Consider the following 21,135-nt stretch of genomic DNA (forward strand, 5'->3'; position numbering starts at 1 on the left):
AGCGATTTTTTAATATTATCAAACTGCTGGTTTAGCTTTTGCTGCTGCTGCGCGTCTTTGTTGTTGTCGCCCGCTTTTTGGGTTTGTTCGGCCAGCTTCTTTTGCTCTTCGGCCAGTTGGTTTAGCCGATTGATATTTTGATTTAGCTTTTGTTCAAAATCAAGCTTTTTGTAAAGCTCCAGAATCCGGTCCAGTTCTTTCTTCAGCGATTTATTGTCCATCTGCATTTTAGATAGTTCATCGCGGGTGCTATCCTTCTGGTTTTCCTGTAGCAGTTGCTGTAGTTTTTGCAGCATCTCTTTGGTCTTTTGGTCAAGTACATTATTAAACAGGTTCTCTATCTGTTTTTGCATGTCCATCAGCTCCTGTGTTTGCTGCTGGTTTTCCTGGCGGTTGTATAGGTTCTTTTTATTATCGGCCTGTATGTCTTTTACAAAATCTTCCAGATCTTTACGTTTCTGCAGCAGGTCTTCCACCTGTTTTTTCTCATCGAAAGACAGGGTGTTTCTATCCAATAACGATTCGGCCAGTTTCTGCGCGCTTTTTTCTATTTGCGCGGCCATTTTTACTGCCGATCGCATCTTATCCTTCACCGCCTGCGAACCTGCGTTCAATTGTTCGGCCAGCTGTGCGGCATCGGGGATGTTCAAAGTACGCTCGGGGGTGCGTGCTGTTTTCGGGCCGCTAACGCCATCGTTATCGGCAACTTCAAAATAATAAGTTACGGCATCGCCGGGTTTTATGCCCAGTTCTTTCAGGTTCCAGAAGTAAAAGAAATCAGACTGGGTAGCGGCCAGATCGGCCTTTACCGGTTTATTAACCGAACGTTCGGCACCTTTGCCGCCAACTTTGTAATGGAAATTCAGCGACGAAAAACCATGATCATCCTGGATGCGGCCGTTAAAGTAAAAGGCTTTCATGCTTACCGAGTCTGGCTTTTCCTGCACTTCAATGGCGGGGGCTTCATCTGCAACAACGCTTATCCGGTAAGCGGCCGAGTCGCTGCGTTTAACCGTATTGTTTAGCGGACTAACATTATACGTGGTGTTTTTCAGTATCCTTTCGCGATGCTCAAACACTTCGTCATCAGTTTGCGCTATGGTTTTATTGCTGCCATCAATCTTAAATAAAAGCGAGGTGGCGTTTTGGGTATAAAATTTCCAGTTAACGGTTGTTCCGGCCGGGAGGGTAAGGTCGCCGGCGTTGGCTACGGTCTCGTTTTTTTTATGCAGATAGGCCGGGTAATTTAATTCGGCATCAAAATGCAGCAATACGGGTTTAAAGCTAACCTTTATCTCGTACGGGGCCGATGCAAAACCATTACCCAATAGCCTGAACGATGTGTTTTGTTGCAGGTTGGTAAACAGGTAATGAAAACGGCTGATGTTCTCTTTATCGAGTTTAAAGGTTGTGTTGGCTGTTTCAACATAAACGTCAGCGGGTAGCTTATCGCCGGTCAGTTTCAGGTCGAGTTTATAATCTTCGCCCTGTACGGCCGATAGGTTTTTGTTCAGCAATACAAACTGAAAAGGGGCGACCGGTGCAAAATATTGGTTATGATGGATAAGCCTTTTGGTGCTTTCTGTTAATACGGCTGGCGCAGCAAAAGCGATGATACAGATGATAGCCGCAGGCGGGATAACCCACTTCAGGTATTTACTATTCTCGCGGATGTTTACTGCCGATGGGAAGCTTACCGGTTTTAGTGTCTCTATTTTTTGATTGATGCTGGCCTCTATCAATTCGCGGTGGGCGGCATTCTCATTAACCTGTCTTTTTAGCTGAAGCGCGTTCAGCAGTTTATCGTGTACATCATTAAAATGGCGGCCTATGATCTCGGCGGCCTGGTCATGCGTGAGGGTTTTGCCCAGTTTTAACTGTGCCAATAAAGGGGGCAATATCAGCCAAACAATAAGCCCTAAATTAAGCAGGATGAAGAAGTAGAAAAGGATTGTGCGCAGGGTGGTATTAAAGTTGCCAAAATACTCGCCTAGCGTAATAACCACGTAGGCCGAAAACAACCCCGCGCCCAAAAATATCAGCCCGCGCAACAGGTTGTTATAATGGTACTTACGGATGAAAGTGTTGATCTTTTCGATCAACAGATCATAGTTTTCGGCAGAAGTCATATTAGGGCTAAGCTATAACATACGCAATAAACGAAAATAAACTGTTAATTAATACGTGCAAAGGGCAATATCCACCTAATTACCGGCTCTTTATAACACGCAAATGCAATTATCAGGTAATTTAATTATTACAACTCTGTATAAAAACAATTCAGGGATGATTTTTGTCGTTGGATTAATATATAATGAATATCAGCACATTTCAAGCCTTTCGCAGCCGTAACTATCGTTTATATTTCGCAGGTCAGTCCGTATCGCTTATTGGCACCTGGATGCAAAAAACAGCCGTAAGCTGGGTTATTTATACGCTTACGCATTCTACCTTTATGCTGGGCGTAACTTTATTTGCCAGCCAGTTCCCATCATTTTTGTTGTCGTTATTTGGCGGGGTAGTATCAGACAGGTATAACCGTTTCCGGGTTTTGCTTACCACGCAGGTGGCATCCATGATACAGGCAACCATTTTAGCGGTGCTGATATTGATGAAACATTACGCCGTTTGGGAAATACTGGCCCTGAGTGTGATGCTGGGAATAATAAACGCGTTTGATGTACCGGCCAGGCAATCGCTGGTGTATGAAATGATAGAGGACAAGAAAGATTTGCCGAATGCGCTTGCCCTTAATTCATCAATGGTAAACCTGTCCAGGCTGATAGGGCCGGGGATTGCCGGGTTCATATTGGAGTACTGGGGCGATGGTGTTTGCTTTGCCCTGAATGCGGCAAGTTTCATCGCGGTAATTGGGTCGTTATTGTTGATGACCCTGCCAAAATATGTAAAGCAGCCACATACAAAAAACGTTTTTGGCGAATTAAGGGAAGGCTTTGCTTACCTAAAAGCTACCCCATCTATTTCTTACGTAATTATGATGCTGGGGCTCATCAGTTTACTGGTTTTGCCATTCAGTACATTGATACCGTACTACGCCCGCGAAGTTTTTAAAGGCAATGCCACTACCTTCGGGGTTATTGATAGTGTGATAGGCCTTGGCGCGTTTAGTGGGGCTATATTCCTGGCATCGCTGCACGCAGGCAGTAACCTTAAAAAGATATTGAGTATTAATACGCTGATATTTGGTGTGGGATTGGTGCTGTTCTCGCACGAGAATACCTATTGGCTGGCGTTGGTATTTGCCACCATCGCGGGTTTCGGGATGATGTCGCAGATCACCATCAGCAACACCCTGATACAAACCACGGTTGAACCCAACATGCGCGGCCGGGTGATCAGCTTTTACGCGATGGCCTTTTTTGGCTTGCAACCACTGGGCGGGTTGCTGGTGGGTTCGGTATCTAAATGGATAGGGGCGCCTGATACCATTTTGTGCGAAGGTATAGCCGCCTTGCTCATCGGCCTGATGCATATACGTTACCTGCGTAAAGAGAAGCTGAAACAACAACACAACGTAATGGCGGTAGAAGAACAGCACATGCAAGCGGTTTAACCCAATAAATACCGTGAAATAACGGGTTGCCTCGAGTTTTTAAACATCTACTTTAGTACATGTTAAATAAAGAACGCTTCCCCAGGCAATTAGTTCCCCAAATTGAAAAATACGCGGCCGCATTTAACAGTTTACCCTGTGCGGTAATAATACATGACCTGCGCGACTGGTCGGTGGTCTACATGTCTAACAGGGGGCTCCAATTACTACAATCTACCCATGAAGAAATTACAGCGCTTTCATCTGGTGATTACTACAAAAAGTACTTTAACCAGGAAGATGCAGAAGATTATGTGCCCAAAATACTGTCGCTGCTGGAAAGGAACAACGATGACGAGCTCGTAACCTTTTTTCAGCAGGTGAGGTTCCCTGGCAGGGACGAATGGAGCTGGCATATGTCGAGCGTTAAGATATTTATGCGGGATGAGGCGGGGAAACCAAGTTTAACCATAACTATTGCAGTTCCTATTGATGCCATGCACCACATGACAGCTAAAGCAGAGCGCCTGTTGCTGGATAATAACTTCTTAAGGCAGAATTATGAAAAATTCTCAAAGCTAACCAAACGCGAAAAAGAAGTACTTACCCAGGTAGCCTCAGGGAAAAGCGCCGCCGAAATTGCTAACGCGCTGTATATATCGGTAACAACCGCCGAAACACACCGCAAAAACATCAAACAAAAATTAAGCGCCAGCACCTACCAACTGATGCAATACGCACGCGCGTTCGATTTGGTTTAGTTGCAGGTTTCTGTCGCGGTACGCCCGGGTATTTTTGCTATCTCCTTGTTTATCACCTCTGCAAAATACTCAAACGGTTTTGCGCCCATAACCACCAGCCCGTTAATAATGATGGCCGGCGTACCCTGGATGCCGGCACTACGGGCCTCCTCCATATCTTTATCAACCTTGGTTTTATAGGTGTGGTTGATGATACAGCCTGCGAGTTTCGCGGTATCTATGTTATTGTCACTCGCCCAATTATTGATAAGGTTATTGTTTAGCTTCTCCTGGTTTTTAAAAAGATAGTCGTGCAGGTCCCAGAATTTCCCCTGTTCGTTAATGCATGCAGACGCTTCTGCGGCCATCGACGCGTTTTTATGGATGGCTAAAGGCAGGTGCCTGAAATTTACCTGCATAAGGCCTTTATCTACATATTGTTCCTTTAGCCGGGGGAAGATGTCGGTGGCAAACACCTTACAAAAGCTGCACTCAAAGTCAGAAAAAATGGTCATGGTTACCGTTGCCGCGCCTGTACCCATGGTTGGCGATTGACTATCGGGTTTTATTTTTATAGTCCCGGGTGTTTTTGTGCCGGTATTAGAAATAGCCGATAGCTTTTTATTAATACGGGCAAGCTGCGTGTTCAGGTTATAAACATACGCCAATAGTAATATCATAAAAACTATCTGCACAATGCCAAGCACCTGGCTTACGCCCAATTCTGATATTTTGTTGATCTTCAATTGAAATGGTTTAGGGGGGGTAAAATGGCCGGCGGGTTTAATTTAAACCCGCCGGCCATAAACATTACTTACAATACCCGCAGGCAGCAACACCAGGCTCCTTTAAATCATCATACTGGGCGCAAACGGCCTGCACCTGCTGGCTGGATAAAGGCTTCTCGTCAAGGCAGCGGTAGGCATAGGCCGCACCGCAAAAAGCATCAAGCTGCGCATCGTCTATATGCTTATATGCATCAGCGCAAATGCCGCTTACCTCTTCAAAATCGTCATCATCATCTTCCTTTTCGCAGGCAACAAAGGCCGCTGTTGTGGCTAATAGCGCGGTAATAAAAAGTACTTTTAAACGCATAAATAATTGTGTTAAGGTTTAGGATAATTTATTGTCTGTTCAAAAATACCCCAATAAAAATCCGTCGGCAATACCCAAAAATGGGTAGTTTTAAAATTATTGGTGTTTAAATAACATACATTAGCAATTACATTTTATACCGGGATGCTATGATACCATTATATGAAACTGTGATACGCCTTGCACTGGCATCATTGCTGGGCAGTATTATTGGGTTGGAAAGGCAGCGCCGCGACTGGGCCGCAGGCTTGCGTACACACATGCTGGTTTGCGTGGGCTCTACCCTGGCCATGATCGTATCGATGGATGGTTTTGGCGATGTGCTGAATAAGCCCGGCATCACGCTCGATCCGTCACGTGTGGCGGCGCAGGTTATCAGCGGAATTGGTTTTTTGGGAGCGGGCACTATTTTGTTTATGAAAAGCGAAATTGTAAAAGGCCTTACCACCGCCGCCGGTTTATGGACGGTTGCCGCCATTGGCCTTGCCGTAGGCGGGGGCTTATACATGCCGGCAACAATAGCCACAATTATTGTATTCATCATATTAGCGGCCATAAAGCCTATTGAGCGCAGGCTGTTTAACCGCAACAAATACACCGGTATTACCCTAACGGTTGCCCGCAACCAGATAGATATGAAAAGCATCGAAGAGGTGTTGCATAAGCATCAGATAGTTATTAACGAGGTAAGGATCTCATCGGCAGATGAAACGAATGACAGTATCAGGATCTCGATTCAAAAAGTGGAATCGAAAGATCCGGTTTCTCTTACCGTACTGCATGATATGCAGCAAATAAACGCGGTTAGTATGGTGGAGTTTGTTACGGCGTGATATTGCACTAACCCTTGACGGATTAATTCCCATGACTATATTGGCACCTTAATTTGGGGGGATGTAGCCCTATACTTCACAGTTATGAAAATGCCCGCCACTATAAGCAACTGATTCTAAAAGTTCCCGGTGAATAAATCTTTTTGATAAATATCTGGTTAGTAGTATATTGTATTTAAATAATACAACCTATGAAACGTAACACTTTTATTCAAATGTTTATTGCTACGGGTGCGTACCTGTCGTTCCCATTCACAAGCCTTGCCCGTGGTGCGGCAAAAATCAGGGAGAAAAAAGGCTATAAAGTAGATGCCGGTAAAGGCCGTGCCGAAAAACCCATGACCTTATTTGAGGGGGACACCTTTTTTACAAAAATATCTACCGCCGATACTGAAGGCGATATGTATGTTTATGAATCTACCCGTGTAAAAAAAGGCGGGCCAAACCTGCATGTGCACCCCGATCAGGACGAATGGTGGTATATCCTGGAAGGGGAGTTTAAAATTAAAGTTGGCGACCAGCTGTATCATGTAAAAGCGGGCGATAGCGTATTTGGCCCAAGAGGGGTGCCGCATGCCTTTACCAAAATAGGGGACGAGGGGATTGGAAAAATGCTCACTACTTTTCAGCCGGCGGGTAAAATGGAGGCCTGTTTCCAGGCGCTTAGCGATGGGTTAATGAAAGGAAAATCGGAAGCCGAATTGGATGCATTTAGAAAAGAGCATGGTTTTGAGCGGGTTGGCCCGCCGCTGGATGTTTATAAAAAATTATAGTATAGGCTAGTGCCGGGTTTTGACATCAAATTAGACTTATTATATTTGTAACCGAAATTTTCGGGATGTAGCGTAGCCCGGTATCGCGCCAGCATGGGGTGCTGGAGGTCGTGGGTTCGAATCCCGCCATCCCGACGAAAGTACAAGAGCATATTTGAACGGTTTAATAACCTATTGGATATGCTTTTTTGTTATTGTATACTGTTCTGTATACGGGTTCCAGTTACCATCTGTGGGTATTGTCATAACCAAACCAGTTATGGCAACAGTAGCAATCGTATTAAACACAACTTACAAATTAGGCAACAGTGAATATGCTGTTGCACTTAGGGTAACTCATGAGCGAAAACAAAAATACCACGCTATTAACAAACTAGTGGTTGACCAATCACTATCGTTTAAATGTACTACACAGCAATGGAAGGCCGCACAGGCAGAAGATAATGGCTTAGGACGATTTCGTAAGACGTTTTCAACTTATAAAGAATGTAATGCCATTCTTATAACCAAGCTAGCCGAAGCTCAATTGATACTTAAAATGTTCGATGAAAGCAATGCGGTATTTAGCTTTGAGTTGTTTGAGGCTCATCTTAAACAAAAGGAACACACTCGACCCGCCATCCCGACTCCACATATATCAATACCTGAAACAACTTTAGAAAACTTCTACAACCAACAAATAAAGATACTTGATGAACAAGGCAGAGTGGGATTAGCAGGCTTATACTTAGAAGTCCAAAGAGTGCTAAACAAATTTAAACCCGGCGCTCTGTTGAGTGATGTAAACTTCAGGTTTCTTGAAAGCTTTGAATACTGGATGCGTAACGTTCGCGGTAACAAGGACACTACAATCAGTGTGAAGATGCGCAATCTTCAAAGGGTGATTAATCAAGCCATTGAGGATAAGCTATTCAAACAGGAGGACTATCCTTTCGGAGAGAAGAAATACAGCATCAATAAACGCCTTGATAGTAAAACAAGGAAGATAGCCATTGACCTCAACAAGATTAGCAGATTGCGACAACTATCGTTGGATCCGGGTTCTGCACTTCACTTAGCACAACAGATGTTTATGTTTAGCTATTACAGTAGGGGTATGAACTTCGTGGATATGACTTACTTGAAATGGGACGATATATCAGATACAACAATTACTTACATACGGAAAAAGACGGGTGCAAAGTTTGATATACCTGTGAATGAACATAATTCCGCTATTCTTAATTATTTCAGACAAGGGTTTAGTATTAAAAGCAATTTCGTGTTCCCAATATTAAACTTGAACATACACATAACTCTAAAGCAGCAGTATACACGAAAGAAAACAGCCCTTAAGGCTGTAAACGACAACCTTAAAAAGCTTGCTGCCATGATTGGAGAACCGTCCTTAAAACTAACTACCAACGTTGGTAGACATAGTTACGCTACAGGGCTTAAGCGGTCAGGCGCAAACACAGCTTACATTACAGAGGCGTTGGGCCATGCAACACAAGAGCAGACACAAACCTATTTAGCAGAATTTGAGAGGGGCGAGATTGAAAGTTGGGAAAACAAAATGTTTGATATGTAATTAGGTAGCAGGGTGGGCAACTATCCTGCTTTTTTATTATAATAGCATCATGAGTTCTGAAATAAACAGTATTCCTAATTATGACCTATTGATCAAATATGGATATTATCCACAGCTATGGACTGACGAGCCTACCTTCAAAACTTTGAAAGAAGAGGAAAACTATAAAACTAAATTTTATAAGGTTATTAAAAATCATGGTTTAGAAGAGCATGCTGATACGTTATGGCACCTCACTGTCGCATTACACGAAAAAACAATCATTAATATTAACAAAGAATACAGCGCCGAGCCCGCAAGACCATTAAGACCATCTGAGGAGTATAAGCTCTTGCACGATCACAAGTCTTTTTTAAAGCAAACGAATGCTCGAGAATTAGCTAGTCTATTGTTATTATTCCAAAACACGTCAGCACAAAGTTCGACAAACATAAAAGTTAGTTCATCTGCCGGCACAATGCAAATCAACTCTAAGCAAATTTTTGATTGGTTGTATATGATTATTAAGGAAAAACTAGAGCTAGATAATTTTCCTATTGGAATACTTGGAGAAGATTTGTATGAGCTAATACAACCCGATTCAAATCCCTCGAGTAAATTTGAAATTGTACCTCAAAGCAAATTAAAAGAAATCGTAAATACCAAGATACTTACTTTAGGTCAAGTCAAAACAATTCACCTGACCGCTTTTCTAAGGCTGATTTATATGTTTTTGATTAGTGAAACGCAACTTACGCCGAAAGAGGGTGTCAAGTATGCCAATAAGCCCTTAATTGCAGTTTACGATATAGCTGCTGTATTTAAATGGTTTAAAGTAAAGCCTATAGCACCATCTTCTGAAAATAAGATTCCAAATGACTCACAAAATTTAAAAGCAAAGCTTATTCGGGTGCACTTTACAAATTTTGATAAAAAATTCTCACGGTAAATAAAACTTCGACAACATCGTAAATTTTAATTTCCTTTTTGCGTTGGAAATTTGCTGAGTCCAACAATCCAGTTAGACAATTAGTAAATTAATCATGGCAAACTTCAAAGAAAGCCAAAAATCGCTAGAAGGTAGCAGCTTGAGTGCTCCCAAAATCACAGCCGCCGACTTTTTCGGCAAGAATGGTAAACCAGGTTACTCAACACCTGAAGAATTTTTAGCATACGGGGAAACGCTCACGACATCAGACGAAGAGCACCTACGTAAAGGTACGAATTATATGAAAGGGGGGTTAAGGACTGATGGAGGTTCTGAAATTCGTAGAGATGTTGCCGGTAAGCAATACCAATACTACCGCTTCTATATGTCCAGATCTACACCTGGAGTAAAATTCATTTTAACACATAGCATTATTCGCTTGATTAATGATTATCAAAACGGCCTAATTACAATAGATTTTACGCTGGACGATTTAATCAACGAGGCAAGGAAAATTAAATAATTTTCCAAGACGAATTCAAATGTTAAGGGGAGGTTCTACTCCCCTTTTTTTAAATCAAAATATTATGAAAATTACAATATCACCGCAACAAACATTGTCTGAGGTAGCCTCGCTATGGCCTTTACCCTCGGACGCAATATTTCATAAACGCATTCCGGGTATAGGGGCTACACATGGAGAAATTTTAGCAAAAAGGCACAGTATCATAGTCTTGCCAAATCGTCCGGTTATCGACAGTAAAGTCAAAAAGCATAATGGCGACGCAAAACCGAATTGTAAAATATTAGGAGTTCATAAAAGAACTACACCCGAAAGTTTACTTGAGTACTTAAACGATGATAATATAACTTTTAAAAAGATTCTCATAACACCTGAAAGCTATGCCGGTAAATTAAAGCTGGTAGTGGGTGAAGGTTGGGACATTGTTAAGCATAATTTTTATTTGCTGATAGACGAATGCGAACGAACAATTCAGGATAAAGACTACCGGGATAAAATTTCAGCACCATTCGATGATTTTTTTACTTTTAAAAGCAAAGGACTAATTTCAGCAACCACGCTCCCATTCAGTGACCCAAGATTTGAATCATTGACACATTATTATGTTCTACCTGATTACGTTTATAGGAAACCTTTATCATTAGTAACAACAAATAATGTCGTAGCAGCCTTTAGAGTGCATTTAAAGGAAAAACCAAGCGAACGATATTTTATATTTCTAAGCTCAGTGAAAGCAACGATTGCTTTAATCGAGGCTATAGGCATCCAGAAAGAAAGCATCATTCATTGCTCCGAAAGTAAAGCACGGTCGGTTGACATTAAAAAGTTCAATTCCTCGAGTAGTTTTGATAAAGATAAGTTAGCTAAATACAATTTCTTTACAAGCAGATTTTATTCGGGCTTGGATATGATATTGGATTTTATGACTGACGTATTATTAATTACTGATGTAAACTTTGCAGAACATTCTATTCTTGATCCTCAAACAGAGGTTATACAGATTGTTGGTAGATTTAGAAAAGGTGTAAATAGTACAACACATATTACAAACTTTAATCATACCATAGAAAGTAAAACACAGCAACAGGTTCAAGAATACCTTGCAGGCCAGAAAGATGTATACAAACAAATCTTAGAAATTAAAAGCTCTTGTAAATCTCAGGGCGGGTTTGATGCCATCGAACAAATACTCACGCTATCTCCTTTTAGCCGTTATTTTAAAGAAGATGGCAGCTATGATTGGTTTATGTATGACAACTTTATTCAAGAGCAAAGGGTTTTAGGGTTCTATCAATCCCCTGAAAAACTAGCTGAGGCATATCAGTTAGTTAATGACCACTTTGAAATTACTGTCGAGGATAAGCGTTTTCCTCACAGCGATGCAGATCGTATGCGTAGGCAATCATTACAAAGCAAAAAAGCCGAGATTGAAGAGGTAACTAATCAACTTCAGAATATGCATCCATCTTACGGCAAATTCACATTTTATAGTGAAGATATGTACAATGATCTTAAAACTGAATACCCCAACATCGTTAGAGCCTTTAACCTTATTGGTGCAGAAGGAATTAAAAAGGCGGACTTTACTGCAAGTAAAATACAACTGGCTGTAAACGCTAAAATTGAAGAACAAAGCCTATTAACAACTGAGGTAATTGCAGATGTTGAAGCTAAGTTTAAAGGTTACAAGAAAATCAAGGAGGTAGAAGCAATACAGTATCTTTCAGATATATACAAACGGCATGGTATAACGCTAAAGGTCAAACCCAAACAGCTTAAGTTGTACTTTAAAACATCATCAACCACCATTAATATAGATAACAGTAAGGTTCATGCCATAAATATTTTATCACCAATCGAACACTAGCTATCGTATTAAATATCCAAAAAACACTAAAATTTCCTCTTTATAGGGGACAGTAATTATTTTGGATATTTATTTAATTATTAAATAAAGCAAGGGCAACCTTGCTTTTTGCGTTACAAAAAAATATTTTTTAAAATTCAGATTGGGTTTATGTTAAACGCACTAAGCCAGTTTCTGATATAACCTCCCGATGTAATGTTGATAAAACCAAAAAGAATATCAATCAACCACGACCACTCTCTCCTCAGATTTTAAAAATAACGATTTATAGCTAACAGGTTAAGGTAGCATTATATATTCCTATGAACACTGCCTTTTGAACCTGTTAAGCAACCGTCTAACTTTTAAACAGTGAGCGGTAGTGACAGATTGATTGCCTATCAGTATGCAAATATTCACATTCAACCAACATCACACCGGGAATTATGAACCAACCCAAACGTAGCAGGTGCGAAATCGCACGTAAAACAAATAAGCCAACTGAAAATCTTACTCCCACAAAGATTAAAGGTAGAAAGCGCTATCAGATTGCCCAGGCTCGTAGCGCAAATGGCAGACAGCAAAAGGATAACGAGAACTTAGAAATCGCTTACTTCAATGTACTCGCAAGGGTAAAGCGATTGCTGAAAGGTAGCAACAAGCTATACTTTGAGAGAGACTACAGGAAAGATGGTTCAAGCTACCTAGCTATGTACGCATTTGTAAGCGACAGCTTTTATCTCTATCTCGAATGCGAATTTGACTTCTGCTATTCGCTGGAATTTGCATTCTGTAATTGCCGCTGTGAAGCAGCGTTACGAGAACTGCTTACCCCTTTAAAGGATAATCTCAGAATTAAGGAGGTCAGCCTAAAGCCCGACTTAACCACCTACTATAAAAACGTGCTGGCTTATCAACCCGAGCACTTTCGTTACTTCTTATAAGGTAAAACATCTTAAACGCAATTCACAAAGCTAGGTCTCTCGACCTGGCTTTTTTTATTTAATCAAATCACCATGAACAGAAAACAAACCTCAGACCTAATGAGCTACAATGACCTAGTTAAGTGCACCTACTTCAAACTTTTGAACCGTACAAAGAACCTGCTATCTACTTTGGACAACCCTGATCTACGGGGTACGTTGTTCAAACACCAAGCCCCTAAAAAGCTGCACATCTTTACAGTGGTGCATGAGTTTGTAACACCCGTGGTTTATCTCGCTTTACAGTGTGATGGAGGGCAACGGCTGTCAATACACTTTGGGTTCGAGCAAGTGGGCATCGAAGAAGACTATACAATAGTCACAGGCCCATTTATGCGTATGCTTTACACCCTAACTTCTAAAGAGAATACAGCGTTTAACATCGAGGATTGCATAAGTACTGACTATGTGTTCACACACTGCATAGACCTCTTTACAAGCATTGCAAGCGTTAAAAGCCACAAGTTTAAGTTGCTATCATACAAACCGGCAGCAGTGCGGAGAAAACAAATGCGGGCAGTGGCTTAAACTATACCTGCTTATTACTAACTTTACATCAAAACAAGGAGGAACCATACAAATAGTAACTACTACATATAATTAAAATATAAGTGTAAGCTTATGTTCTTGTCTTAGGAAACCGCAAATTTATTTAGACAACGAGAACAGATTAGCTCAACACCCACGTGATAGGCGTGAGGTGCTGACTGGTTTGTTGTTGTCGGGTTCTTTGCGGTACCTCTAAGACACAGGCTAAGTTCAGTCCTTGCGCTTATTGTGTTTTAACCCACCTATGAAGACTGCATTGGTACAACACATATAAATATGTTTAAGCCAGTTCTCATCACTACATTACTTATTGTGGCTTGTGTAACAGTAAAAGCACAATATGCCACTTACAAACCGCTTCCCATTCCGTCAGGAGATAACGGTAATGTTCCACCTTCTTATCGCAAGGATAATACCGGGGCCGGAGTCAGTGACATGCAAAAAATGTCAGGCTATGTAATCAACGCTAATTCTCAAACCATACGTAAGATCAATTTGCAAGTGGTTACATCCAACCGAAGTCTTCTCGTAGTCGGTTTAAAAGAACTACAAGATAATTACTGGACAAACTTTACAGTTAATAAACCGATAGCCGAGAAGCTATCTTATGGTGAAGCTTTTTCTGACAGGTTTGAGTACAAGGTTTACATCCCAACGCTCGGCCAAACTGTTTACTTTTAATCTGTATGTCATGAGGAAAATCTTATACTTAACCTTAACACTCTGCATTATAAGTAGCGTAGTAAAATCACAAGAGTTACGGCCATATCAGTTTATTCAGTTCTTTAAAACATATCAACTTGAAAACAGCATACACATATTAAGTGGTACAGATTGCCTTAGAGGTTATGATAAGCAATGGATGTATATGGAACCGCTTTCAATTCCGACCGAAACGGAGTATATGCACTTTTGGCTATATTCTACAGAAAGCATACAACAGCCAAAGCATAAGGTAAGCGCAAGTACAAGTAAAGCTAATGGCAGTCACTATGTAGAATATGAATTTAACGAGCCCTACCTTTACCAGCAATACCTTACACAAATTATTAACATGAATCCGGAAGATGGTGGAGTATCTAAAGTAGATGGTGGCACCGGTCGAATTTACAATGTTGGTGGATTAACTTTCGTTCTTCGTACTTTTCCTGCCGGAATGAAAGCTGAGAATACAGTTTATACGGTTGCGCTCACAGAAGACAGAAGATAACATTTCCCACCACCTGCAAACGGAACCATATTTAACCATTCTCTAAGAGCCTTTAAGAGGGAATGGTTAAATCTGTTCCTCTGCGCTCCGGGCCTTTACCCACCAGGTCCATATGAGTTCCTTGCTCCTAAACTCATCAAACCATCACGCCAAGCTTCGTTAACCTTAAATAAGCTTTTTCAAAGCACATTAACGCTTAACCGGCAATGCCGGCTTGTCATGAGATTTGACTTTCGTAAAGTCGCAATCCACATGAGCTTTCCCTTTATTTATATACGTTTCACTAATGCTGCGCTTATACTTGGTTTAGCAACCAGGTAACACTTGCACCGTTCAACATATACAAATCCAGTCGCTCATCATAATTTTAGCTCACCTGCGTCTCGCAAAAGGCTTCAGTCTTGTCACAGCATTTGGAAAGTCCGCGCACAGGCCGAAGGTCAAATGACAGCGCCAAGTCTTTGTGAAGCATCCTGTGAAGTCGCCTGTCGGCTTTCTCTTCACAGACCTTTTGCTCTGTTCGCAGGCGGCTCGCTGAGGAATATAGATTCGAATCATATGTTACTTGTTATGGTTTAATATTATATTTACGGAAAACCGAACCCTTATTAATTTATGAAGTTTTATTATTTCATTATTTTATCATTCATCTGTTTAAGTTGTAACACAAGATATAAGCAGATTGTAAATGCAATTACCAGTCTACCGCCAAAAAAAATGTTAACCGAACATCAAAGTTCTAGCGGTATTACGTCCAAGATCGATTCGATTTTTTCTGCCTATCCAATTTCATCTAAGGAAAGATTAGATTTAATATTAGAAATGGACGAAAACTTAAGGGAAACGTTCGTTATTTACAAAAAAAACAAGTCAAATTACAATTTCGAGCACGTTGTACAGGCAATGAATAAAATATCATTAGAAAAGGATATAAAGGTTTCAGTAAGAGTTCTAACGAAGTCACCTGGAGCTTTTGTCAAATACCGTACACAAGCTTTAGCTGATTCAATTCAAGCAAGTAACCCTACTAACTCTTGTTTAATAAATGTATATATAGGTAATTATTATTTTTGGACTGTGAGAGGCTTAAAACGAACAGCAATACCTCAAAAACACTCTATACTTCAAGCTGAAACAATTACGATAGACGAAAATAGTAAATGAAGGATTTTTTAGATAAGATTAAATCGTTCTCGGGTTTCATTGCATCGGCTTCGGTTTTAATTCCAGGGTTTGCATTTTTTTTTAAGTATTCCCCTCCGTTAATAGGTGGGTTTGCTATACTTGTTAGTGCACTTTCCGCAGCACTGGTATGGATTGGATTTAGAAAGGCAATTAAAAAAGCCCGAAGTAATAATATAGCTTTTAGGTACATGATTAGTGGGCTTGTTCTGGTTGTCTTTTATTGGATCATGTTAGACTTAACTTCAATCCACTTAACCTTAAAAAATGAAGAAATACGATACCAGGTCGGATTTAATTTAGAACCCTGGAGCTTGGAGGATGGAGCAATTAAAAATATCAAAGCCAAGATCTGCCCAAAAGATACTAAGGAAAATCTATTTTTATGTTATACAGCGTCTAGAGAAAATGTTTTTTTAATCTGGAAGCGTTGGACAGTATATCTATTTGGTATTATCAATTCGACAATCTTTACGGTAGCTTCCTTGTTGTGGTGTTATGGATGGGGAATTTTCATAAAGACTGTAAAATAATCAGTGAAGTTGTGCTAATAAATCATATATATACATTGAAGGTGTAATCATCGCTAATTTACCTCCAGTATCATCACCTTGCGTTCCATGGATTACACCAACCAAGTAGGTCTTATCCGCAGCAGTGTACATACTGCTATTTCTAACTGAGATGTAAACGCCCGACCCGCTGCAACCCTGCATACTTGGTTTATCTAAAAAATAAAAATCGCATTTAATGTTTTTTTGCTCTAACCTATTTTGGGTTATAAGGCCACTAGTCCTTTTCGAATGGAATATTAAAGCAGAAAAGTGTTTCAATTCTAATTCAACAATAGGGTAACCTAAATATGTAAAATCAAAGCCGTCTCCAATGTTTGAGATACCAACATTAGATGGTAATATCCAAGAAGAGGGAAAAGAAGTTTTAGCTAATCGGGATCTTGTATCCTCATTAAAAGGTATAAGTTGAATAATAGACAAATCTGCTATTGGATGATGCAACCACTGAAGTTCATGATGTTTTGTTAACATTACTAAATCTAATATCCCAGGCATATCTTCGCCAACATGGAATATTATCTTCGCACTTTCATGCATCAATTTCGCTACATGACTAGCTGTTAATAGATAATATAAATTATTATGTTTAATTATCGTTCCTGTTCCCATAGAATTGCTTAAAGGTTGATAAAGCATAACTGTCAAGTTTCCTAAATCATCCGCTGTGATTGAGGAATCCCGTTTCGGTAATTGAGGGTTTTGCCCATAAGCTTTTGTAATTATAAACAGCAGTATTATCAGCAATCTGTACATGTTATAAATATAACAATACTATTGTTATTCTCCTCTCAAAGTTAGCTAATAGATTAATATGCAGCCACTTCGTTTCAAGGCCGTATAAAGGATATGGGTATCCATAAATAGCTTTTTCTTATATTGACTATCGTGAACATTGTCTTTTAAAGGACATACTTATAACCCATTATTTGGAAATGTCCATCTGATATGAACCATTCTCCCAATCGTCAGCAGAGCTTCTTTTGGAAGACAACGCCCTCTGTTAGCAGGGGATGCGCTAGTGATAGACGTTGTGTCAATGTACAGATATATTACTACCTTATGCTTTTTAAATTACGATATTTATAATTATTATCACAACCTAAATTATGAAAAAAGGCTTTTTTGCTTATAGTTCCGAACCAGAATATTGCGGAGAATTCATTGAAGAAGCTTTAGTAGCTATTAACAAGTCAGAAACAGCAACTCTTTCATCTTGGAAAGATTTAAACATCAACGGCAAATTAATTATTTATCCGATTTTAAAAGCTATAGACAGATGTGACTTTCTATGCGCTGATTTAACTGGTATGAATGATAATGTGCTTTTTGAGATAGGTTTTGCAATAGCTAAACGTAAACCAATTTGGCTAATCCTAGATACTTCGCATATTGATTCGGTTAAGCGATTTAAGGAACTAAATTTCTTAACTACAATTGGCTATTCATCCTATAATAGTTCAAGCGAAATAGAAAATAATTTTTATCGTGACAAGGTTCATAACACAAAAACGGATTTAATTGAATCTCTATTTAGTAATATTTCGAGCGATAGAGATGAAAAGGCCTTATTTTATATTAAAGGGCAAATTGATACTAACTATTCGCAAGAAATACTGAACATCATAACGAGTAAAAAGCTTCCATGTATTGTAGATGATCCAGTTGAATCTAAAATTCATCCATTGTCTTGGTATATCGAACAGTTATACTCGGTTCCTGCTTTTCTCGGGGAGTTCTCATCAATTTACAGGACTGGTTTTGAGTTACACAACTCAAAATGTGCTTTAGTATCTGGTATGGCTCTGGGATTGGGCCTTGAAGTAATGATGGTTGCTGAAAAGCCTTATCCGACACCGATGGATTATAGAGAGTTGTTGTCTAAATATACTAATAGAGAGAGCTGTAAAAGTGTAGTAGAGCCTTTTCTTGAGCGAGTGCATCAAGAAATCGCGCAGCTATTACTCAAAAAAAGAGAAGAAGCCGATAAGAATAGACAACGCTCGAAATTACAAAGAGTCCATTTTGGTGAATTTATTGCAGAGCACGAAAGTGAGAATCTTTATAACTATTTTGTTGAAACTTCTCATTATCAAAACTTAATAAAGAGTGAGCATAATATTGTTATTGGAAGAAAAGGCACTGGTAAAACCGCTACCTTATATTTTCTCGAACAAGAGCTAAATGAAGATACACGGAACCACATTTGTTTAATCAAGCCAATTAACTTTGAGGTAGATGGGTTGATAGAGCTTTTTAAAAATTTAAATGACGAGTTTGAAAAAGGATATATTACCGAATCAATTTGGAAGTTTTTAATATACACTGAAATAGCTAAATCATTATATTTAAGGATTAAGGATCAGCCATTATATTCTATAACGAATGAGGAAAGTAAATTTATCTTGTTCATCGAAAGTAAAAAGTCTGTTATATTATCAGATTTTTCAACACGGTTAGAACAAGAACTTGAATTACTAAAAGCCACAGCAAACCTTGAATCGCAACAACAATTCAGGATAAAAATTGCTGAGATTTTACATGATGGAGACATCCTTAGTCTTAAAGAGCATATTAAAATTGTCTTAAATAAGCGGAATAGACTAATTGTACTTATCGACAATTTGGATAAATCTTGGAGAACAAATAGCGATATTCATGTTTTAAGTAAGTTTATTTTAGGTTTATTAGGTACAGTCGGCCGTATCGCTAGAGAGTTTAGAGGCAAGCCACAAGAAAAGTTAAGGTTTACGTTTCACCTTACTTTATTTTTAAGGAGTGATATTTTTAAATATATAATGTCAAATGCACGAGAGCCAGACAAGATCGAATACTCTCGATTACGATGGAATGATCCAGAAATATTATTTCGTGTTTTAGAACAAAGGTTTTTGGAATTGACGGATTTTACTGTAGTCAAAGAAAATCTATGGGAGGATTATGTTGTAAAGACTGTAAGTGGAATGGAAATAAAATCATGGGTAATTAGCAAAGTAATTCCTAGGCCACGTGATATAATCTACTTTTTTAATATCGCCAAGAATTTCGCTGTTTCTAGAGGCCACACCAAAATTCTTGAAAAAGATTTGGTCTCAGCATATGAGGACTACTCAAACTGGATTTTCAAATCGATTTTGGTTGAAAATGGCATTACGGTTAAGCAAATGGAGACCTTTATGTATAATTTAATGGGTGAAAGCGTCTTTATTAAGTATGAGCAAATTAGGGCATTTATGGAAAAATCGGAAATCGATATTTCTGATGTGCCGAAATTTATTGATCATTTAGTGTCATTATCAATTTTAGGTAGGGAAACGAAACCGAACAACTTTGAATATGAATTTGAATTTGATAGTGACATTAAAATAAAAGTTTTATCTGAGAAATTAAACACTAAGAGATATAAGATACACGAAGCGTTTGTTCCCTATTTAGAAAGTACATATATGTAATTTGATATGGTCTATATTACAATACCTTGCAGCAATCTTATCATGTATTAAATCAGGGCAAAGGTTCGAAGGCTAACATTATTTCGATGAACTTATAGCTTAAACATTCTCAAATAATTAATTTACAGCGTATGAATGTGCAATCTACTACCCAACATATAATCTTACTTGCTAAAGAAATAATTGATAACATTGAATTATCTCAAGTAGACGCTCAATCTGTGCTATTAAAATGTACCCGTTTAGCGAGATATGTTGATGACGAAGTGGTTCGTGAATGGCTCCGGTTTGAAATGCAAGGGTATCCGTCCGACAATGACGTTTCGCTAAAATATATGAGCAAAACCGGAAGGTGGACTGATAAAGAAAAAAAGTTAGGGTATTGGATGCCTTTGTCTCAAATTGAATCGTCAATAGATACTCAAACTATTAAATTAAAATCATTAACTATTCCAAACTCCAGTGGTCAGTTTGCAAATCAAGGCGTAAATCAGGTTATGAGCAACATGAATAATACAAGTGTTGCAATTGCAAAACTTGGTGGAGTTAGAAGTAGAGTAGTTTCCTTATTACACGGATTCGCAACCAGTGTTTACTACGCCAAGGTATTTGATAATGTTGCCGAAAGTATATTTGATAATTATAAAAGAGAAGTAGATTTATTGATCGCTAAAAGCTCGGGAGACATCCTTGAGCAAATTCCATCTGTAATCGAAAGACTAAGTGATGGCAATAAAGAATCAATCAGTCAAGCATTAACAACGTGTAGAAGAATTATAGATTCTTTTGCCAATTATATATATCCAGCAACTGAAGAAACAATTACCGTAGGTGGAAGCGAGTTATCTTTAAAGGCTGACAAAACATTAAACAGAATTAATGCCTATGTTATCAGACACTGCCAAAGCGATTCAAGAAAAAATAAAATAAGGCAGAACCTTAAGAATTTGTATGATCGAGTATCGGCCGGAGTTCATTCAGATGTAGATGCACAAGAAGCAAGAAACTTGTTTTTTAACGTATATCTCTTATTAGGAGAGGTTCTTACTCTACATTCTGAGACTTAATTGCCCGTTCCCAATCATAAACTATGGCATATTGTTCTTTAATAACCTCCATAGGGTTAAATTCTAACTTAGTAACCAACTCACCCAATCCTATTTCAAATTTTGGATAGTTAGCTTGTCCTGCACCCTCATCACTGTTAGGCATCCAATAACAATGTACCTGGTTGTTATAAACTGCAAGTCTCCAATAAACCGCTGGAAAGTTAGCTGATCTTGCGATCACTTATAGTGCCTTGACTTCCCCAGGTACCAGCCCATACCTCCTTTAAAAGTTACAATG

Annotated in this window: 21 protein-coding genes and 1 tRNA gene; 17 read left to right on the plus strand and 5 right to left on the minus strand. The window is 39.2% G+C overall.

The annotated features are described in order from the left end of the window. The coding region (locus WC615_RS11755) for a DUF4175 family protein (protein WP_372978286.1) at positions 1–2,129 on the minus strand (2,129 nt) is incomplete at its 3' end. A 185-nt stretch (positions 2,130–2,314) separates the two neighbouring features. Here WC615_RS11755 and WC615_RS11760 point away from each other — a divergent pair. Both WC615_RS11760 and WC615_RS11765 read left to right on the plus strand, forming a co-directional pair. Continuing rightward, positions 2,315–3,574 (plus strand): MFS transporter, encoded by a 1,260-nt coding sequence (locus WC615_RS11760; RefSeq protein WP_372978287.1) that lies wholly within the window; start codon positions 2,315–2,317, stop codon positions 3,572–3,574. Between the two features lie 59 nt (positions 3,575–3,633). After that, the gene (locus WC615_RS11765) at positions 3,634–4,314 is read left to right on the plus strand and encodes a response regulator transcription factor (RefSeq protein ID WP_372978288.1); all 681 of its coding nucleotides are present in this window, start codon (positions 3,634–3,636) and stop codon (positions 4,312–4,314) included. Here the strand turns inward: WC615_RS11765 and WC615_RS11770 are convergent. Continuing rightward, complete coding sequence (locus WC615_RS11770; protein WP_372978290.1) at positions 4,311–5,039, minus strand: DsbA family protein; 729 nt, start codon at positions 5,037–5,039, stop codon at positions 4,311–4,313. The two genes, WC615_RS11765 and WC615_RS11770, sit on opposite strands and share 4 nt — an antisense overlap. A 64-nt stretch (positions 5,040–5,103) precedes the next feature. Next, positions 5,104–5,388 (minus strand): hypothetical protein, encoded by a 285-nt coding sequence (locus WC615_RS11775; protein ID WP_372978291.1) that lies wholly within the window; start codon positions 5,386–5,388, stop codon positions 5,104–5,106. A gap of 149 nt (positions 5,389–5,537) precedes the next feature. On the opposite strand from WC615_RS11775, the gene WC615_RS11780 reads away from it, so the two are divergent. The 13 genes from WC615_RS11780 (at position 5,538) to WC615_RS11840 (ending at position 16,297) form a co-directional block, all read left to right on the plus strand. Then, positions 5,538–6,221: an MgtC/SapB family protein gene (locus WC615_RS11780; protein ID WP_372978292.1), complete on the plus strand. Its 684-nt coding sequence runs from the start codon at positions 5,538–5,540 to the stop codon at positions 6,219–6,221. A gap of 191 nt (positions 6,222–6,412) precedes the next feature. Beyond that, complete coding sequence (locus tag WC615_RS11785) at positions 6,413–6,994, plus strand: cupin domain-containing protein (RefSeq protein ID WP_372978293.1); 582 nt, start codon at positions 6,413–6,415, stop codon at positions 6,992–6,994. 61 nt (positions 6,995–7,055) lie between these two features. Then, positions 7,056–7,129: transfer RNA gene (locus WC615_RS11790), tRNA-Pro, on the plus strand. A gap of 124 nt (positions 7,130–7,253) precedes the next feature. Continuing rightward, a complete protein-coding gene (locus WC615_RS11795) occupies positions 7,254–8,564 on the plus strand; it encodes a site-specific integrase (RefSeq protein ID WP_372978294.1) in 1,311 nt (436 codons plus the stop codon). Positions 8,565–8,613: 49 nt separating this feature from the next. Next, positions 8,614–9,492, plus strand: coding sequence for a hypothetical protein (locus tag WC615_RS11800; RefSeq protein WP_372978295.1), 879 nt, complete (start codon positions 8,614–8,616; stop codon positions 9,490–9,492). A gap of 94 nt (positions 9,493–9,586) precedes the next feature. Then, positions 9,587–9,994, plus strand: coding sequence for a hypothetical protein (locus tag WC615_RS11805; RefSeq protein WP_372978296.1), 408 nt, complete (start codon positions 9,587–9,589; stop codon positions 9,992–9,994). Between the two features lie 64 nt (positions 9,995–10,058). Further along, the gene (locus WC615_RS11810; RefSeq protein WP_372978297.1) at positions 10,059–11,861 is read left to right on the plus strand and encodes a hypothetical protein; all 1,803 of its coding nucleotides are present in this window, start codon (positions 10,059–10,061) and stop codon (positions 11,859–11,861) included. Positions 11,862–12,286: 425 nt separating this feature from the next. Continuing rightward, positions 12,287–12,784, plus strand: coding sequence for a hypothetical protein (locus WC615_RS11815; protein ID WP_372978298.1), 498 nt, complete (start codon positions 12,287–12,289; stop codon positions 12,782–12,784). A gap of 72 nt (positions 12,785–12,856) precedes the next feature. Continuing rightward, positions 12,857–13,351, plus strand: a complete 495-nt coding sequence (locus WC615_RS11820; protein ID WP_372978299.1) for a hypothetical protein — start codon at positions 12,857–12,859, stop codon at positions 13,349–13,351. A gap of 297 nt (positions 13,352–13,648) precedes the next feature. Continuing rightward, positions 13,649–14,053, plus strand: a complete 405-nt coding sequence (locus WC615_RS11825) for a hypothetical protein (RefSeq protein ID WP_372978300.1) — start codon at positions 13,649–13,651, stop codon at positions 14,051–14,053. A 10-nt stretch (positions 14,054–14,063) separates the two neighbouring features. Continuing rightward, positions 14,064–14,582, plus strand: a complete 519-nt coding sequence (locus WC615_RS11830; RefSeq protein WP_372978301.1) for a hypothetical protein — start codon at positions 14,064–14,066, stop codon at positions 14,580–14,582. Between the two features lie 615 nt (positions 14,583–15,197). Next, positions 15,198–15,746 (plus strand): hypothetical protein, encoded by a 549-nt coding sequence (locus WC615_RS11835; protein WP_372978302.1) that lies wholly within the window; start codon positions 15,198–15,200, stop codon positions 15,744–15,746. Further along, positions 15,743–16,297, plus strand: coding sequence for a hypothetical protein (locus tag WC615_RS11840; protein WP_372978303.1), 555 nt, complete (start codon positions 15,743–15,745; stop codon positions 16,295–16,297). Before WC615_RS11835 ends, WC615_RS11840 begins: the two co-directional genes overlap by 4 nt. Here the strand turns inward: WC615_RS11840 and WC615_RS11845 are convergent, their stop codons facing one another. Beyond that, positions 16,298–17,092 carry a hypothetical protein gene (locus WC615_RS11845; RefSeq protein ID WP_372978304.1) on the minus strand — a complete coding sequence of 265 codons (795 nt, stop codon included), beginning with the start codon at positions 17,090–17,092 and terminating at the stop codon, positions 16,298–16,300. 353 nt (positions 17,093–17,445) lie between these two features. Here WC615_RS11845 and WC615_RS11850 point away from each other — a divergent pair, with 353 nt between their 5' ends. Continuing rightward, positions 17,446–19,788 carry a P-loop ATPase, Sll1717 family gene (locus tag WC615_RS11850; RefSeq protein WP_372978305.1) on the plus strand — a complete coding sequence of 781 codons (2,343 nt, stop codon included), beginning with the start codon at positions 17,446–17,448 and terminating at the stop codon, positions 19,786–19,788. A 131-nt stretch (positions 19,789–19,919) separates the two neighbouring features. Next, complete coding sequence (locus tag WC615_RS11855; RefSeq protein WP_372978306.1) at positions 19,920–20,855, plus strand: hypothetical protein; 936 nt, start codon at positions 19,920–19,922, stop codon at positions 20,853–20,855. On the opposite strand, the gene WC615_RS11860 is transcribed toward WC615_RS11855, so the two are convergent. Continuing rightward, on the minus strand, positions 20,833–21,000 hold the full coding sequence (locus WC615_RS11860) for a hypothetical protein (RefSeq protein ID WP_372978307.1): 168 nt from the start codon (positions 20,998–21,000) through the stop codon (positions 20,833–20,835). The two genes, WC615_RS11855 and WC615_RS11860, sit on opposite strands and share 23 nt — an antisense overlap. Positions 21,001–21,135: the final 135 nt, after the last annotated feature.

Source organism: Mucilaginibacter sp., assembly GCF_041663085.1.
Taxonomy (GTDB): Bacteria; Bacteroidota; Bacteroidia; order Sphingobacteriales; family Sphingobacteriaceae; genus Mucilaginibacter.

Coding starts and splice junctions, on each gene's coding strand:
- WC615_RS11760 (WP_372978287.1), top strand. CDS start 2,315: ATGAATATCAGCACATTTCAAGCCTTTCGCAGCCGTAACTATCGTTTA.
- WC615_RS11765 (WP_372978288.1), top strand. CDS start 3,634: ATGTTAAATAAAGAACGCTTCCCCAGGCAATTAGTTCCCCAAATTGAA.
- WC615_RS11775 (WP_372978291.1), bottom strand. CDS start 5,388: ATGCGTTTAAAAGTACTTTTTATTACCGCGCTATTAGCCACAACAGCG.
- WC615_RS11780 (WP_372978292.1), top strand. CDS start 5,538: ATGATACCATTATATGAAACTGTGATACGCCTTGCACTGGCATCATTG.
- WC615_RS11785 (WP_372978293.1), top strand. CDS start 6,413: ATGAAACGTAACACTTTTATTCAAATGTTTATTGCTACGGGTGCGTAC.
- WC615_RS11795 (WP_372978294.1), top strand. CDS start 7,254: ATGGCAACAGTAGCAATCGTATTAAACACAACTTACAAATTAGGCAAC.
- WC615_RS11800 (WP_372978295.1), top strand. CDS start 8,614: ATGAGTTCTGAAATAAACAGTATTCCTAATTATGACCTATTGATCAAA.
- WC615_RS11805 (WP_372978296.1), top strand. CDS start 9,587: ATGGCAAACTTCAAAGAAAGCCAAAAATCGCTAGAAGGTAGCAGCTTG.
- WC615_RS11810 (WP_372978297.1), top strand. CDS start 10,059: ATGAAAATTACAATATCACCGCAACAAACATTGTCTGAGGTAGCCTCG.
- WC615_RS11815 (WP_372978298.1), top strand. CDS start 12,287: ATGAACCAACCCAAACGTAGCAGGTGCGAAATCGCACGTAAAACAAAT.
- WC615_RS11820 (WP_372978299.1), top strand. CDS start 12,857: ATGAACAGAAAACAAACCTCAGACCTAATGAGCTACAATGACCTAGTT.
- WC615_RS11825 (WP_372978300.1), top strand. CDS start 13,649: ATGTTTAAGCCAGTTCTCATCACTACATTACTTATTGTGGCTTGTGTA.
- WC615_RS11830 (WP_372978301.1), top strand. CDS start 14,064: ATGAGGAAAATCTTATACTTAACCTTAACACTCTGCATTATAAGTAGC.
- WC615_RS11835 (WP_372978302.1), top strand. CDS start 15,198: ATGAAGTTTTATTATTTCATTATTTTATCATTCATCTGTTTAAGTTGT.
- WC615_RS11840 (WP_372978303.1), top strand. CDS start 15,743: ATGAAGGATTTTTTAGATAAGATTAAATCGTTCTCGGGTTTCATTGCA.
- WC615_RS11845 (WP_372978304.1), bottom strand. CDS start 17,092: ATGTACAGATTGCTGATAATACTGCTGTTTATAATTACAAAAGCTTAT.
- WC615_RS11850 (WP_372978305.1), top strand. CDS start 17,446: ATGAAAAAAGGCTTTTTTGCTTATAGTTCCGAACCAGAATATTGCGGA.
- WC615_RS11855 (WP_372978306.1), top strand. CDS start 19,920: ATGAATGTGCAATCTACTACCCAACATATAATCTTACTTGCTAAAGAA.
- WC615_RS11860 (WP_372978307.1), bottom strand. CDS start 21,000: ATGCCTAACAGTGATGAGGGTGCAGGACAAGCTAACTATCCAAAATTT.